Origin of the sequence: Saccharibacillus sp. O23, assembly GCF_002205895.1 — a bacterium.
In the GTDB taxonomy this organism is placed as follows: domain Bacteria; phylum Bacillota; class Bacilli; order Paenibacillales; family Paenibacillaceae; genus Saccharibacillus.
Map to the genome: position 1 here is coordinate 1 of NZ_NJDE01000001.1, position 15,575 is coordinate 15,575.

At 62.0% G+C, this 15,575-nt stretch carries 10 protein-coding genes; all 10 read right to left on the minus strand.

Annotated features, from left to right (window positions below; genetic code table 11):
* Positions 1-41: 41 nt before the first annotated feature.
* Complete coding sequence (locus CDO73_RS00005) at positions 42-2,834, minus strand: VWA domain-containing protein (protein ID WP_256972492.1); 2,793 nt, start codon at positions 2,832-2,834, stop codon at positions 42-44.
* Positions 2,818-4,785, minus strand: a complete 1,968-nt coding sequence (locus CDO73_RS00010) for a vWA domain-containing protein (protein WP_088486442.1) — start codon at positions 4,783-4,785, stop codon at positions 2,818-2,820. Before CDO73_RS00010 ends, CDO73_RS00005 begins: the two co-directional genes overlap by 17 nt.
* 64 nt (positions 4,786-4,849) lie before the next feature.
* Positions 4,850-5,752 carry a DUF58 domain-containing protein gene (locus tag CDO73_RS00015; protein ID WP_088486443.1) on the minus strand — a complete coding sequence of 301 codons (903 nt, stop codon included), beginning with the start codon at positions 5,750-5,752 and terminating at the stop codon, positions 4,850-4,852.
* Entirely contained in the window at positions 5,749-6,738 is a 990-nt protein-coding gene (locus CDO73_RS00020; protein WP_088486694.1) for an AAA family ATPase, read from the minus strand. Before CDO73_RS00020 ends, CDO73_RS00015 begins: the two co-directional genes overlap by 4 nt.
* A gap of 39 nt (positions 6,739-6,777) precedes the next feature.
* Positions 6,778-8,469 carry a phage tail tape measure protein gene (locus tag CDO73_RS00025; protein ID WP_088486444.1) on the minus strand — a complete coding sequence of 564 codons (1,692 nt, stop codon included), beginning with the start codon at positions 8,467-8,469 and terminating at the stop codon, positions 6,778-6,780.
* Between the two features lie 110 nt (positions 8,470-8,579).
* The gene (locus tag CDO73_RS00030) at positions 8,580-9,578 is read right to left on the minus strand and encodes an ABC transporter permease (RefSeq protein WP_088486445.1); all 999 of its coding nucleotides are present in this window, start codon (positions 9,576-9,578) and stop codon (positions 8,580-8,582) included.
* The gene (locus tag CDO73_RS00035) at positions 9,575-10,504 is read right to left on the minus strand and encodes an ABC transporter ATP-binding protein (RefSeq protein WP_088486446.1); all 930 of its coding nucleotides are present in this window, start codon (positions 10,502-10,504) and stop codon (positions 9,575-9,577) included. Before CDO73_RS00035 ends, CDO73_RS00030 begins: the two co-directional genes overlap by 4 nt.
* Complete coding sequence (locus tag CDO73_RS00040; RefSeq protein WP_088486447.1) at positions 10,501-12,918, minus strand: DUF7408 domain-containing protein; 2,418 nt, start codon at positions 12,916-12,918, stop codon at positions 10,501-10,503. Before CDO73_RS00040 ends, CDO73_RS00035 begins: the two co-directional genes overlap by 4 nt.
* Positions 12,919-13,265: 347 nt before the next feature.
* On the minus strand, positions 13,266-14,165 hold the full coding sequence (gene purU / locus CDO73_RS00045; RefSeq protein WP_088486448.1) for a formyltetrahydrofolate deformylase: 900 nt from the start codon (positions 14,163-14,165) through the stop codon (positions 13,266-13,268).
* A gap of 96 nt (positions 14,166-14,261) precedes the next feature.
* Positions 14,262-15,389, minus strand: coding sequence for a deoxyribonuclease IV (locus tag CDO73_RS00050; protein WP_088486449.1), 1,128 nt, complete (start codon positions 15,387-15,389; stop codon positions 14,262-14,264).
* Positions 15,390-15,575 lie beyond the last annotated feature (186 nt).

Consider the following 15,575-nt stretch of genomic DNA (forward strand, 5'->3'; position numbering starts at 1 on the left):
TGGATCCGTCGGCGGCCCCCGCCGGGGTCGTAACTCTTGCCTCAGCGGGCGCTCTGCCGATCTCGCTCGCCGCCTCGGAAAGCCGTGCTCCGCCGCTTGGCGGCGGACAGGCGCGCCATCGCGCCTTCCTCCGCGGGAGCGGCTTCGCTTTCCGCGGCGCCGGAACCGCGCCGACGGGCCGCCGCGAACGGCGCGGCCAGCGCGGCGGCGAGCCGTTCCCACGGAACGGCCAGACGGCGGATCGCGATATCCGCGATCCACAAGGCCAGCACGACGGCCAGCAGGAGCGAGGTCCAATCCCGCATCTGTTTATGCGGAGCCGCCGGCTGCGCGTAGACGGCCGCCGGATCGTCCCAAGACAACAGACGTCCTCCGGTCAACTGCGCCAGCTCGGCCAGACGCCCGCCCGCTTCCTGCGAAGCGGAAACGATGCGGTACTCCGGCGAATACGGAATGACGAGTCCCGTACCGGTCGAAGCCGGCAGGCCCGAAGCGGTACTTTCCGTGCCGTTTTCGGCCGCCGTTTCGGTGCCCGAAGCTCGGCCGGGTTCGTCTTCGACCGCTTCCGCGCTTTTCGGCGACAGATTCAGCAGGTAAGCACCCGGGTCGCTGACCGGCAGCATGCCGGTATATTGGCCCGGCGAGGTCTGGACCAGCGTCACCGGTTCCACGGCCGCGCCGTCGCCTCCGACCGAAGCGACCAGTTCGTCGGGCAGCGGAGCCTCGCCCTGCTGCGCCGCCGTCACGCTGAGCTGCGTTCCGCCTTCGGCGAGCGACGTCTCGATCCGGTACGGCGAAGCGCTAAACTGCGGGAAGGTCCATTTGACCGTCTGCGTCAGCACGTTGGCGAACCGGTCCCACGAGATCCAATCTCCCGACCATTCGCCGGTCAGATCGCTGGTCCACGCCACCGAACGGCCCGAGCCGTACTGCCATCTGGCGAGCAGCGGATCGGGTTCGGGACTGACGAGCGCCGTCTGCGCCGAAGGCTTGGCGCTGGTCGCGATATACGCTTTGACCTGCGGCAGTCCGTCCGCAAGCAGCGGCGCCCAATCGCCCGCGTCCGCCACGGCCGGAACGAACGGCTTGTCCACCACGTAAGTCCGGGCGAGCAGCACGGCTTCCCGGCTGAAGATCGCGGGCAGCGTCGTTTCGTCCTGCACGTCGTAGAAACGGCCTTTGCCCAGATCCGCGACGCGTTGGAGCAGTCCGCGGTCCGCGTCCGAACCGACCGCTACGCTCGAGACGGTCACCTGATTTTTGCCCAAGTCGGCCAGCAGGTCTTCGTAACTTCCGCCGCCGGCGGACTGGCCGTCCGTCAGCAGGATGATATGTTTGCGCTGCGCTTTGACTTCCTTGATCGCGTCCGCCGCCGAAGACAGCGCCGGATAGATATTGGTGCCGCCGGCGCTCGGAATCGATTGGATCTTTTCCAGCACCGATTGCTTGTCCGTCAGCTTCTGCGGCTCCACGACCCACCACGGCTGATCGTCGAACGCGACGACGCCGACCGTGTCTTTGGCGCGCATCAGTTCGACCGTGCGCATCGCCGCTTCCTTCGCCAGCTCGATCTTGCTTCCGGTCATGCTGCCCGAACGGTCGATCACCAGAATCAGACCCAATTCGGGAATCTCGCGTTTGCCTTCCAGCTCCATCGAGACCGGCAGCGCCCGCTCGATCGGCGTATCGAAATAACCGCCGAGTCCGAAGCTTTGATCGCCGCCGCTCATCATGAAGCCGATGCCGTAGCTGCGGACCGCCGTTTCGATCAGGTCCATCTTGGCTTGTCCGAGCGAGTCGCCCGAGACGTTGTTGAACAAGATGCTGTCGTACTGCGCGTAATCCGCAAGCTGCGTCGGCAGGACCTGAGGCGCGATCACGGTCGTATCGATCAATCCCGCGTTCAGCGCGTTGACGATATTCGCCGACGTCCCCGGCTTGCCTTCCACGACCAGCACCGACGGGCTGCCCGCTACGCGCGTAAACGCGAACGCCGCGTTATTGGCAGACTGCCGATCGCCCGTCATGGTCAGCTCCGCCCGATAACGGTGCAGACCGGGACGCTTGGCCAAGCCTTGCAGCAGCACGGTGCTGTCGCCGCGCTCGACTTCGACCTGCTGAGTGCCGATCTCCGCGTTATCTTCGTACAGCCGAATCTCGGCCGTTCCCGAATACGTGCTGCGAAGCTGCGCTTCGACCGTGAACGCTTCGCCCAAATACAGTTTGCCGGGCAGCGACAGCGAATCGATCGAAGCGTCCTGCACGGTCTCCGACTTTTTCTCCAACACGTCGACGGCGATGCCGCGATTCTTCAGCAGCCGTCCCGTTTCGAGCATGCTGCCGATGTTTTCTTGGCCGTCGCTGATCAGCACGATCCGCGGATCGCCGGCATCGAACATGCCGGAAGCCAATTGAAGCGCGCGCTGCGCGTTCGTATAATCCGGATCGACCGCGGCGGACAGATCGCTCAGCGGCGACTGCGCGCTGATCGTCTGTTCGGCCGAAGCGTCGCGTCCGAACGAGACCACGGCATACTCGTCGTCCGCTCCTTTTTCTTTCAGGGAAGAAGCGATCCATTCGCGATCTTCGCCGCCGGAGTCGGAGCTGGACGAACGGTCTACGGCATAGACCACTTCGTGCTGACGCTGCACGGTATAGAGCTGAACGCCGGCCAGCAGCAGCACGAGCAGCAGCAGAGCCGCCGTTCGCAGCGACGCGGCCAGCCGGTGGCGGAACATCGAGATCCGGGCCGGACCGCGCATGGCGAATACGGCGAACGCCGCCAGCGGAATCAGCAGCAGCAAGAGCCAGGGATGATCAAATTGAACGCCCACGTCGGTACACCCCCCATTCCGTCAGCATGATCGCGGCGATCAGCGCCGCCAGCGGGATCGTCAGCGGCAGTCTGCCGCGGCTTTCCCCGGCGGAAGTCGCGTCCGGCGCGGCGGCCGTTCCCGGAGCCGCGCCGAACGTCGGATCGGCCTCCGCCGGCGCCGCCGCTTCGGAAGCGTCCGGACGGACGTCCAGCAGATAAGCCGCCGCGTCGTTTAATCCGGGACCGCTTTGTTCGAACGCGTACAGTCCCGGCACGTTCGGCGCGGGCTGCGAAGCGCTCGGCGCGGCTCCGCCGGAAGCCGCTTGTTCCGCCGGGATTTCGCCCGCGCCGGCTTCGAACGCCGGTCCTTGCAGCGGTTTCCACAAAGCTTTCTGCGCTTCCGCCGCGATCGGAACTTCGACCGCCGCTCCCGAAGTCGCCCGGCCCAGACCGCCGCCCCGGCCGCCGGACAGCCAATTGACCGCGTTGTTGACCAACACGGGGAATTCGCTGTTCAGCGGCAGGTCGCCGCTTTGCAGATTGAAGCCGAACCACAACGCGCGTCGGCCGTTCTCGGTTCCCGCCGCGATCGCGGGCCTGCCTCCGACGGTCACGAGGCTCGTCATGCCGACCGGTTTGTCTCCGGTCAACGTTCCGAAATAAGGTTCGGTCAACGAGAGATACCGAGTAACCGGATGGCTCGCGACTTCCACGCGCCGGTCTGCCGGTTGAGCCTCGGCTTCCGCGCCGCCGCCGATCGTCCAGACTGCCGCTCCGCTTAGCAGACGTCCCCATTCGCCCGAACGGAGCGCCGCCGGAATCGCGCCTTCCGCAACGACCAGATCGGGACGCTGTTCGGGCAGCGGCGGCGTTTCGGACGCTCCTTCTTTTCCGGCCGCCGCGCCCGAAGCACCGCCGCCGGAAAGATCCAACCGGGTCACTTCCGCGCCGGAGAGCTGCAGCGCTTTTTCCAAAAACAGATTGCCGCTCGACAGCAGCAGCACTTTGACCGTGCCGCTCGTCTCGGGGAAAGCGAACGCGTCGTCGTCCGCCGCGTAATCGTCGGGCGCGCCGGTCAAGCTCAAACGATACGTCTCGGCGGCCTCGGCCCGTTCGAATGTGAGCGTACGGCGCTCGCCCGGCTGCAGCGATACGCTTTCGCTGCTCAGCGCACGACCGTCGCCGGACAATTCCGCCGAGACGTCTAGCGCCGCCGTTCCGGTATTGGCGATCACGCCTACCGCGCGTCCGCTCCCGTCCACCCCGAACTGCTCGACCGAAGCGTTGCGGTAATTCCCGCTGTCGACCCGGCGGATCTCGATCGGTACCGACAATGGCAGATCGTCCGTCCGTTCGTTCCACTGTCCGTCCGTGTAGACGACGATTCGGGCGTCTTTCTGACCTTCGGCGACCGCCGAAGCCAGCGAGATCGCTTCGCGATAAGCCGTTCGCCCGTAATCCGGCGATAACGACCGCACGGCTCGTTCCCAAGACGCGCGGTCTTCGCCGCCGGACACGACCACCTGCGGACGGCTGCCCATGCGGATCAGCGTCAAGCCGTCGGATTGCCGGGTATCGGCCAACACGCCGCTTTTCAGTTTATCCAGCCGAGTCTCCGCCGCAGGATCGCCTTCGCCCGCAGCGGCTTCGCCCGAACCCGAGATCGAACTCATGCTGGCCGAGACGTCCGCCACGATCACGAGATGCCCGCCGGTTCCGGCTTCCGCCCACAGGAACGGCCGCATCAGCGCGAAAGCGAGCACGGCCGCCGCGAGCAGCTGCAGCCACATCAGCAGACGGCTTCTCAGCTTTTGCCAAGGACGGTTCGCTTCGGTATTTTCCAATACCCGCCGCCATAACAGGTGGCTGGCTACAGGAGTGTCGATGAATTTCCGTTTGAACAGATACATGATCACAATGGCCGGGATGCCCAGCGCGAACCACAGACCTGCCCATGAACCGATTCCCATCGGCTGCACCTCCTTTCTTCAGGGACGCCGAATCCGAACGTCCGCTTGCTTGGCTCCGTCGGCATCAGCGGACCAGTCCGGCTTCGCGCAAAGTGCCCAGCACCAGTTCGCGAGGCGGAACGTCCGTCGGCGCTAGCACATAAGCGATCCCTCGGCGGGAACAGAACTCGGCCAACCGGCCTCTGTAAGCGGCGAATTCCCGCTCGTAAGCTTCGACGAGACGTCCGGTCAGCGCCGCTTCTTTGGCCGTGCCCAGCTCCGCGTCGATCAACTTCAGATCGCCGGTCAGCTTCGGCTCCATCTCGCCTCTCGTCAAGACCTGCACCAGCACGACTTCCTGTCTGGCCGCTTGAAGGCGAGCCATGACGTCTTCCAGCTCCTGCTCGCCCGTCTCCGTCCAACAGTCCGAGAAAATCCACGTCATGCCCGGCAGTCTCGGCAGCCGGGAACGTTCGCCGAACGCTTCGGCCAGATCTCCCCGTCCGCCGACTTCGGAGGCCGCCAGAAATTCGAGCAGCCGGTGCACCGCGGGACGCCCTCTCAGCAGCGGCAGTCCGTCGCCGATTCGCTCGTCCACGCGGTAGACGCCGAGCCGGTCGTACGCGGCGAGCGTCATGTAACCGACGCTCGCGGCCAGTCTTGCGGCATGCAGCAGCTTGGTCGGCCCGTTCTCGTCGGCGAATTCCATCGACCGCGAACAGTCCAGATAAAGCGTCACTTGAAGTTCCTGCTCGTCGAGATACTGCCGTACCACTTTGCGCCCCGTCCGTCCGTAGACGCTCCAATCGAAACGTCTCACGTCGTCGCCGGGCGAATATTCGCGGTAATCCGCGAATTCGAGCGACGCGCCCAGTTCCCGCGAACGCCGTCTGCCCTGCCTCGTGCCGCGCACGCGCCTTGCCGTGGACAAGGTCAAGCGATCCAGCCTCGCGATCCAATCCGCGCTCAGCAGCTCCTCCGCCTTCATCTCGAATTCTCCAGCCGGGCGAGGATATCGTCGACCAGCGTATCCGGCGAGACGCCTTCCGCTTGCCCTTCGAAGTTCAGCAGCAGCCGGTGGCGCATCGCCGGTTTGGCCGCGGCCAGAATATCGCCGGTCGAGACGTGCATGCGTCCTTTGGCGATCGCGCGGACTTTCGAGACCGCGATCATCGCTTGAAGGCCGCGCGGTCCCGAACCGAACCGGACGTAACGTTTGACCGATTCCGGCGATTCGGCCTGCGCCGGATGCGTCATCATGAGCAGGCGCACGGCATAATCCAGCACCTCTTCCGCAACCAGCACTTCTTTGGCGCCGCGCTGAATCTCCAGCAGCGCCGCCGCGTCGGCGCGTTTGACCGCCGCGCGATTGTCCGAAGCCGTCGTCCGGCGAATGATCTCTTTCAACTCGTCCGGCGACGGATAATCGACGTCGAGTTTGAGCAGGAACCGGTCGAGCTGCGCTTCCGGCAGCGGATACGTCCCTTCGTTCTCTAGCGGGTTCTGCGTCGCCAGAACGAAAAACGGTTCCGGCAGTTTATGCGTCACGCCGCCTACGGTCACCGTCTTTTCCTGCATCGCTTCGAGCAGCGCGCTTTGCGTTTTCGGCGTCGCGCGGTTGATCTCGTCGGCCAGCACGATACTGCCGAACAGCGGTCCCCGGCGGAATTCGCCGGACACTCCGCCTTCTCCGCCGAAATGGATCACGTCCGTGCCGGTAATATCGCTCGGCATCAAGTCGGGCGTGAACTGAATCCGCGAGAAAGGCAGATCCAGCGCGTCGGCCGCCGAACGGACCAGCATCGTTTTGCCTAGCCCCGGAATCCCTTCCAGCAGGGCATGTCCGCCCGCGAACACGCACCACAACATCTGTTCGACGGTCTCGCTTTGCCCGACGATCACTTGTCCGATCTCTTCGCGCACGTCTTCCATCGTTTGTCTCCACGTCCCGATGCGATCGGTTTCTTCCAGCATGGTTTTTCCTCCCATTCGTTGATCTTCGTTCTTCGCGCCTTACGAACCCGGCCGGATCTCGGTAAAGTAGCTCTCGACCAAGCCTTGCACGCTCTGCGGCAGATCGCTGCGTCCGAGCGAGTCTTTGGCCCGCTGCGAATATTCGCCGTAGACTTCGTCGTACGGACGGCTCACGCCGTCGATCGTCGGCGAAGTTCCGCCTTTCTGCTTGTCTCCGCCGCCGCTCGACGGTCCGTTGTCGGATTGCACGTTGCCCGATCCTTGCAGATCTCGCGGCGTCGTGACGAGTTCGCGGCCGCCGCTTCCCCAGCCGGCTCCTCCGCCTTGTCCCGCGCCGCTGCCCGAACCGGAACCCGATCCGGAGCCGCTGCCTTGTCCCGATCCGGAACCGCTGCCCGAACCCTGACCGGAACCCGAGCCGCTTCCTTGCGAACCGGAACCTTGACCGCTGCCTGCGCTTTGCCCGGAGCCGTTCGCGCCTTCTCCGGAAGAACCTTCTCCGCCAGAACCTGCCGCTTCGCCCGCGGCGGCCAACGCTTCGGCCGAACCGCCGCTGCCCCAAGTATCGGAGACCGATACGCCTGCGGCCGCCAAGTCGCCGGCCATCTGCTGACCGCTTTTGGCGATCTGCGCCGCGGCGGAAGCGGCCAGTTCGCTTTGTTCGCCGAGCGCGCCGGATTCGGCGGCCGCGGCGGCCAGCTTCTCGGCCAAGTCTTGAATCTGCTTGTCCGAGAGCTGCCCCGAAGCCGCCAGCTGTTCGGCGGCTTTTTTGAGCGCGTCCTGCAGAGCGGCCGTCTGTTTGCCGCTTTGCGGCGCCTGCTCCGCGAGGCTCTGCATCGCGTTCGCCAGATCTTTTTTCTGCTGATCGCTAAGCTTGGACATGGCGTTTTTGAGCGCTTCCGCGCTTTTCGGCACGTCGCCGGACTGCTCGGCCGCTTGTTTGAGCGACTGCTGCGCGGCCAGCTTTTTGCTCCAATCTTGAAGAGCCTTCTGCTCTTGCGCCGATTGATCGGCTTTGCGGCCCAGCTCTTTCATCGCGTCTTCCATCTTGTCCAGCGCTTCTTCGGCGCGGCGAGAATTCCCAAGCTCTTTCGCCAGCTTGGCCGCCGAATCCGCGAGCGGCGCTTTGGCCTCCGGCTGAATCGGCGCCTGCTTAAGCTGTTCGGCCAACGTCTCGGCCTTTTTGCGCTGCGCTTCGATCATCGCTTGTTCCTGCTGCCGCTGCGCCAATTCCCGGTCCATCGGACTCGGGAGAACGAGCAGCAGCGCGCAGAGCGCGATCAAGAGCGCGGCCCCGCCCGCGAAGCGCCGGGCCGGCCACACGAACGGCAGCCTGTCGCGGCGCGCGGCCGCGAACTCGCGGCCGTAGGCTTCCGCTTGAGCCCGCTGCCATCTCGCGGCAGTCGAATCCCGGTCCGAGAATTCCAGGGCGGTCGTCATCAGATCCCGGCATTCCCCGGACGCGTCGGCCCGGTCCATCGCTTTTGCCGCCTCGGCGGTATCGACCGGCCGGATATAGGCCGCGGCTGCTCCGGCCGCCGCGCCGAGCAAGATGCAGCCCAGCGCCCACCAGAGCGAATGCGGAACCGGCACGAACCGCGCGATGCCGAGCAGCGCGGCTGCGGCGCCCAGACCGGCCAACGATCCGCGCAGCGCCCAGCGTCCGGCTTTCATCGTCTGCAAGCGCAGCCGAACCGCCCGGATAGGCGCGTTGATCGACTCCATTTCCATCGCAGTTCCCTCCCTTGCGTTTTCTCGACCGGCTTCCGTTTGCCGTTCCGATCGATTCGACCGTCCGCTGCCGAACGTTCGAACCGTCTTTTTCGCGGATACCGGCTTTGTTAATTTTTATCCGACCGTCCGTCCGCGGGTTTCATCTCGGCGACTTCCCCGCTTCCGTCGAGCCCGCTCCGCGGCATCGGTGCGTCCTCTGCTTCGTCGCGTCTGCGGCCGACCGGACGAATCTTCCGGATCGCCACCCACAGCGCCAGCGCGATCACGACCGCATAGACCAGAACGAATTCCAGCCAGAGCGAGATCGGAGCCTGATTCTGCAGATTGCCGCCGTTCACGAGGAACGCCTGCTTGGAGATCTCCGGTTCGAAGATGCTGATCATCGCCCCTACCGGGTTCAAGCCGAGCACGAATCCGACCCACGAGTATTCGGGCGGCGGCGTGCTGCTGTAATAGCTCTGCTGCACGACCGCCATGAAGAGCAGATAAGCGACGCCCGTGACCACGAAGATGAATAATGTCATGCCGTAGGTCATGATGACCGCGATGATGGTGCGCTTGAACAGCGTCGAACACATGATGCCCAGCGCGCCGAGCAGCAGCATCGTGAACAGATAGAACAAGAACACCAACATGAGCTGCGAAGGCGAGATGCCCCCGTAGAGGAACACGATGCTGTATACCGGCAGCGTCGCCAACACCACCAGCACCATGAACGCCAGCGAAGACAGCAGCTTGCTGAGCACGATCGCCGACGAACTCTGTTGGGTCGTCAGCAGGATGTTCAGCGTCTGCTTCTCCCGTTCGCCGCTGATGACGCCCGCCGTCAGCGCCGGCGTCATGAAGGCGACCAGCACCAACTGCGCGATACTGAGCACGTAGAACAGCATCCGGCTGGTCGACGGGTCGAATCGCATGCCGGATTGCACGCCGCGCGAGGTCATCGTCACGTAGATGAAGCCCATCGCCAGCAGCCCCAGTACGAGCACGTACCCGAGAATCGCGAAGAACGACCGAGGCGTCCGCATTCTCAAGCGGAACTCTTTGTCCAGCACCGGATTGATCCACAGGCTTCCGCCTTTGCCCCATTTGTTTTTCGTGCTCATGTGGCCGCGCCTCCTTTGGTAATCTCGAGAAAGACGTCTTCCAGATTCGTTTGCGCTTCGTTGAAAGAAACCACTTCGTATTCCCAATCCAGAATGCGGCGCAGCAGCTGCATCTGTTCCTGATCCTGCCCGCTGAAATGAACCTGAAGACCGTTGGCGTCGCTGAGCACCCGGCTGACGTGATTTTCGTCCCGCAGACGTTCGGCCAGTTCGTCCTGCCTTCCCAACGTGCGGATATGCAGCACCCGGTTGACTCTCATCCGGTTCTGAATATCCGAGACTCTGCCCTGCGCGACCATGCGGCCGTGTTCGATCACGCCGATCTGGTCGACCATTTCCGCGAGTTCCGGCAGGATATGCGAAGAGATGATGATCGTTTTGCCCATGCGCTTCAACTCTTTGAGAATTTCGCGCATCTCGATCCGCGCCCGAGGGTCGAGACCCGAAGCCGGTTCGTCGAGAATCAGCACTTCGGGATCATGCACCAGACTGCGGGCCAGACACAGACGCTGCTTCATGCCCCGAGACAATCCGTCGACGTAAGCGTCTTTTTTGTCCGAGAGATTGACCAGTTCGAGCAGCTGCGGAATCAGCTTTTCGCGTTCGGCGCGCGCGATGCCGTAGCTGGCTCCGTAGAAATGCAGGTATTCGTCCGTCTTGAACCGATCGTATACGCCGAAGAAATCGGGCATGTAGCCGATCCGGCGGCGCACTTCTTTCGGATGCCGCGTCACGTCGAACCCGCTGACTTTGGCGATGCCGGAATCCGGCAGCAGCAGCGTCGCCAGAATCGACATGGTGGTCGATTTGCCCGCTCCGTTGGGACCGACGAAACCGAATACCGTGCCCGCGTCGATATTCATGCTGATATTGTCCAGCGCTTGAAAGCTGCCGTAACGTTTGCTGAGATCTTTGATCTCGATCATGGCTGCACCGCCCCTTTCAATCCGATTTCCGGCAGCGGCATGCTCGTCCATTCGTTCACGCGAATACGCAATTGGACCTGATTGCCGTCGACCAGATAATCGGAGGCTTGATTCAGAGACGCCGCTCCGCCTTTCCAATTGACCGCTTCCCATTCGCCGGATTTTTCGTTCATGATCTCGACCGAGATCGTCTTCGGCACGCCGCCGGAGATCCGGATATCGAGCTTTTCGTACTTGGCTTGGCCCAAGTCCGGCAGCGTGTAGCCCAGCGTCATCGATCCCGGAGAAGCGCCGATCCGGCCCATGCCGTCGTCGTTGACTTGAGTCGTATTGGTATGAATGACTCTGCCGCCGATATAGCCGTAAGGAATATCGATCTCTCCGTTCGTCGGCAGACCGATCGATACCGGCTGCGTATAGAGACTGAGCCGATCGTTTTTGACCGACTTGCCGCCGACGTTCAGTTTGTCGTTCGTGTCTTCGGCAAAAGCGATCAAATACGCATTCTGCATGCCGCTGTTGAGCGCGCCGCTTGCCGGCGTGTTTTGCAGCATGGAGCGTTGGCGAATATACGGATCCGCGTTCGACGTCTGCACCGGGAACAAATAACTGCCCAGATCGTAATAACCGGTCGACAGCGCCGCGCCTTTGCCCAGCGTCGCTTTGCCGTCGGGTTCGAGCGTTCCGAGCTTATACAGTTTGCCTCCGGCGATCACGGCGGCATCGTCCAGACGCGATCCGGTGGCATTGACGACTTCGCCCACGACCTGGCCTTTATCATCGACCGTAAGGGACGTTTCCAATTTTCCCGTCTCCTGATTGCCCGGCTCTTCCACCGAGAATTTGGAGACCGACCAATACGACATATCCCCGAGGCGCAATTCCGACTTGTCCGCTTCTTCGCGCACGAAATGGGTCAGTCTGCCGCTGACTTCGCCGTTGTAACCGCCCATCCAATTGTCCGTTCCGATCATGGACAGCCGAGTTCCCGCCGGGAATGCGACTTTGTAATCGCCGGCTCTCGGCACGAACAGCGCCGTCGCGCTGCGCCGCACGCCTTCTCCTTCGCCGTCCAGCGTCACGTAACTCAAAGTGTGGGCGATCTCGCTCGTCTTGTCCGACGAACCCGCGAGATAGATCGCGCCGCTCGAGACGACCGCGATCAGCGGAATAAACACCCACGCCCATTCCCGCTTGTCGAACTTCCGCAGCAGCAGATAGAGCAGCGGCGCCACGACGACCACGTAGATCAGCAGCATCCAGACGAGCAGGCTCATTTTCGGCATATGCAGCGACGGGAAGAAGTCTAGCGTATACGACAGGTTATAAAAGTTGGAATTGAACGCCGAAGAAGCAGCCGCCATACCGCCCGTATTCGCATTCGCGTTCAGCTTCTCGCGGAGCAGCTTGCCCCAGAGCGAAGAATTTCCCGCCCAAGAAGCCGCCGGTTCCAGCGCCAGATCGTATCCGGCATACCAGACGCGGCCGGCCTGTACCGGCATCGACGCGATCAAAGGCCGGTTGCCGGAAAGGTAGCTCGCCGCCGCTTCTTTTTTCAATTGGGCTTGAGCCACCGTCAGCGCGGCTCCGGCTTGCAGCGGTTCTCCCGTGCCTACGGCCAGCGGAGCCGCCGGTACGGATACCGTGCCTCCCGACGCTTCGACCGGAGACAAGTCTTCCAGTCCGGCCGACGATTTGGCGTAACCCGCTCCGCCGCCGAACACGAGAGTGCCGCCCCGAGCCACCCAATCGCGAATCGCTTTGAGCTGCGCTTCGTTCAGCGTATCGCTGGCGAAATCGTTAATAACCAGAACATCCAGTCCTTCGAGCAGCATCGGATCGCTTCCGATGTCTTTCGCTTCGAGCGGAACTACGCTGACCGAAGTTCCGCTCGCTTGGACCAGACTCAGGAAATTCATCGTGTCGGGATCGGAAGCCAAGACGCCGACGATGCCGCCGAACTGGCTGGAGCTCGACACGTAAGCCCGACCTTCTTTGAATTCCAGCGATTTTCCTTTTTCCGCGGAACCCGGATAGAACCGGATCAGACTCGTCGTGCGCGAATACGAACTTCCGGCCACGGCGAACGTCACTTCTTTGGCCGTGCCCGCCGGGAGTTCCACCCGCCGCACATATGTACTTTCTCCCATCCCGTTCTGAGGCTGCAATTGCACCACCAGATCGCCGGACAGGTCTTGATCGCTGGTCAACGTCACTCGAAGCGGCGTCCAGCGCCCTTCATTGACTTTGCCTCCGTAACCCAGCTCGGTCGATACCCGCAGCCCGGCATCGTCGCTCGATTTCCCCGCAGCGTCGGCGCGAGCCGGCAGGACGGATAACAAAGACGCGGCCAGCAGAATCGACAGCAGCAGCGCCATGCCGCTTCCCGTTCGGCGCTTTACCCATGCAAACATAACATTCCCCTTTCGTGCTCCGATTAGGCGGCAAGCGCCGGATTCGATATCCGATGCCCCCGCACTCGTCCCTTGTCAACATTAAAGGCAGGAATACGCTCCCTTAAGAGTTGAAAGGATGTAAGTCCTGAAATAGCTAAAATTTACAGCCTCGACAACGACAGCGGCCTGTTGAAGAATTCAACAGGCCGGTATTGCGCCATAACGGCGTCAGCATGCAGTTGGAGTGCGCAGCCCGGACTTCTCCCCTAGTAAGACGGTTCCGGGCAGGCTTTTGTTACGAAAATTGACGAAAACGGCATCCGGCCGAAGACTTCGCTTCGTTTTCGGCCTTCGATTTTTCGAATTTAATTGAAAACGACCGTCTTGTTATGATGCACCAAGATCCGGTCTTCGGCATGCCATTTGACCGCGCGCGCCAGCACGACGCGTTCGATCGTGCGGCCGATCCGTTTCAATTCCGGCACGTCGTCGCGGTGGCTGACCCGCTGCACGTCCTGCTCGATGATCGGACCGCCGTCGAGTTCTTCCGTCACGTAATGCGCCGTCGCCCCGATGATCTTCACGCCGCGGTCGTACGCCTGCGCGTAAGGCTTGCCGCCGACGAACGCCGGCAGGAAGGAGTGGTGGATGTTGATGATCCGGTTGCGGTAGTTCTCGATAAAGTAAGGCGACACGATCTGCATGTATCTCGCCAGCACGATCAAGTCGATGTCTTCGCCCACGGCTTCGAGCTGCTGACGTTCGGCTTCCGGTTTGTTGTCTTTGGTCACCGGAATATGCCGGTATTCGATGCCGAACGATTCGACGTATTCGCGCATGTCCGGATGGTTGCTGACCACGACCGCGATCTCCGCGTCAAGGTCTCCCGCCTGCCACTGCCACAGCAGCTCGACGAGGCAATGATCTTCTTTGGAGACGAAGATCGCGAGCTTTTTCTTTTTCGCCGCCCGGTAGATCTTCCATTCCATCGAGAAACGTTCCGCGATTTCCGCGAAGTCCGCTTCCAGCCCCGCCAGCTTCTCGTTCAGATCTTCGAGGTCGAATTCGATCCGCATGAAGAACATGCCGCCGTCCGGGTCCATCGTGTATTGGTCGGACTGAACGATATTCGCGCCGTGATCGAACAAGAAACGCGACACGGCGGCCACGATCCCCGGACCGTCCGGGCAAGAAATAAGCATGCGCGCCCGGCTTTCGGACGGTTGTTGAGCTGCGGCACCCGCAGTTTTGATATGAAGCTCCATGTTGCGATATCCTCCTTGTTGTTCAGCGCCGGCCACGCAATAGACGCGCCGCCGGCGGCTTCCCCTGCATGTATGAATCGATAAACGCGATCCGGCTCAGAAACGAGCCAAAGCTTCTTTGCCCGCCAGCACGGCGATCAAGCGTTTGTTGAGGTCTTCTTCGGACGCGTTCGGCAGCACCGACGCTTCCAGAGCCAGATCGTACAGACGTTCCAACGGTTCGCGCGGATCGGCTTTTTTGGCTTTCGCGTCGTTCTTGAGCACGGACCAGACGTCCAGCGTGAACGCGCGCGGGTCGATGTCCCGCTTGGCGAAGAACGCGTGCAGCTTCTCGACGTCTTCCGCGAATCCCGCGCCGAAACGCTCGCCTACATTGCCGCGCAAAAGCGCGATTTCGATCTCGTACATCGGACGCTGCGTTTTGACGTCTTTGCCGATCCACGGCGTCTCCAGAATAAACGGCAGATGGCTCAGCGACGAATGGTTGACGACCTTGTCGATCGCGTCGAAGCCGATCCAACCCGAACCGATCGGCGTATGGCGGTCTTTGCCCGCGCCGACCGGATTTTTGCTGTCGTTGATATGCATCACGGCCAGACGATCCAGCCCGATCACGTCGTCGAATTTTTTCAGCACGCCGTCGAAATCGCCGGCCACGTCATACCCCGCGTCGTGAATATGGCAGGTATCCATGCAGATCGTCAGGCGTTCGTTATTCGGCACCTTTTCGATAATGCGCGCGATCTCTTCGAACGAACGGCCGACTTCCGTACCTTTGCCCGCCATCGTTTCGAGCGCGATATTGACGTCCGTTTCCGCCACGCCGCTCAGCACTTCCGTAAGCCCCGCCGCGATACGCTCGATGCCGTATTCGACGTCTTTGTCCGTGAACGCGCCCGGATGCAGCACGATCTGCTTCGTCCCGATCGCGTGCGTGCGCCGGATTTCTTCCTGCAAAAAGCTGACGCCGAGTTCGTACGTATGGTTTTTGTAAGAACCCAAATTGACGATGTACGGCGCGTGGACCACGATCTCCGACACGCCGTTTTGCTCCATCAGCTTGAGGCCTTCTTCGATATTCATCGTTTCCATCGGTTTGCGCCGCGTATTCTGCGGAGCGCCGGTATATATCATGAACGACGTCGATCCGTAGCTTGCCGCTTCGTTCGCCGCGCTCACCAGTCCCTTGTCCGAAAAGGACACGTGGGAGCCGATCTTAAGCATGGTTCATCCTCCTCTTGTCTGCGGCTCGTTCGATAAAAGCCGTTCAAACCTTGTTTTATTTTAGCGTGAAGACGGCAAGAAATCCACGGTAAGCGGAGATAAGACAGAACTGTTACCTGCAAACGCGAGTATAAACGGGCGAAAAACGACAGATCCCGAAAAATCGCCGAATTTGAATGGAAGGAG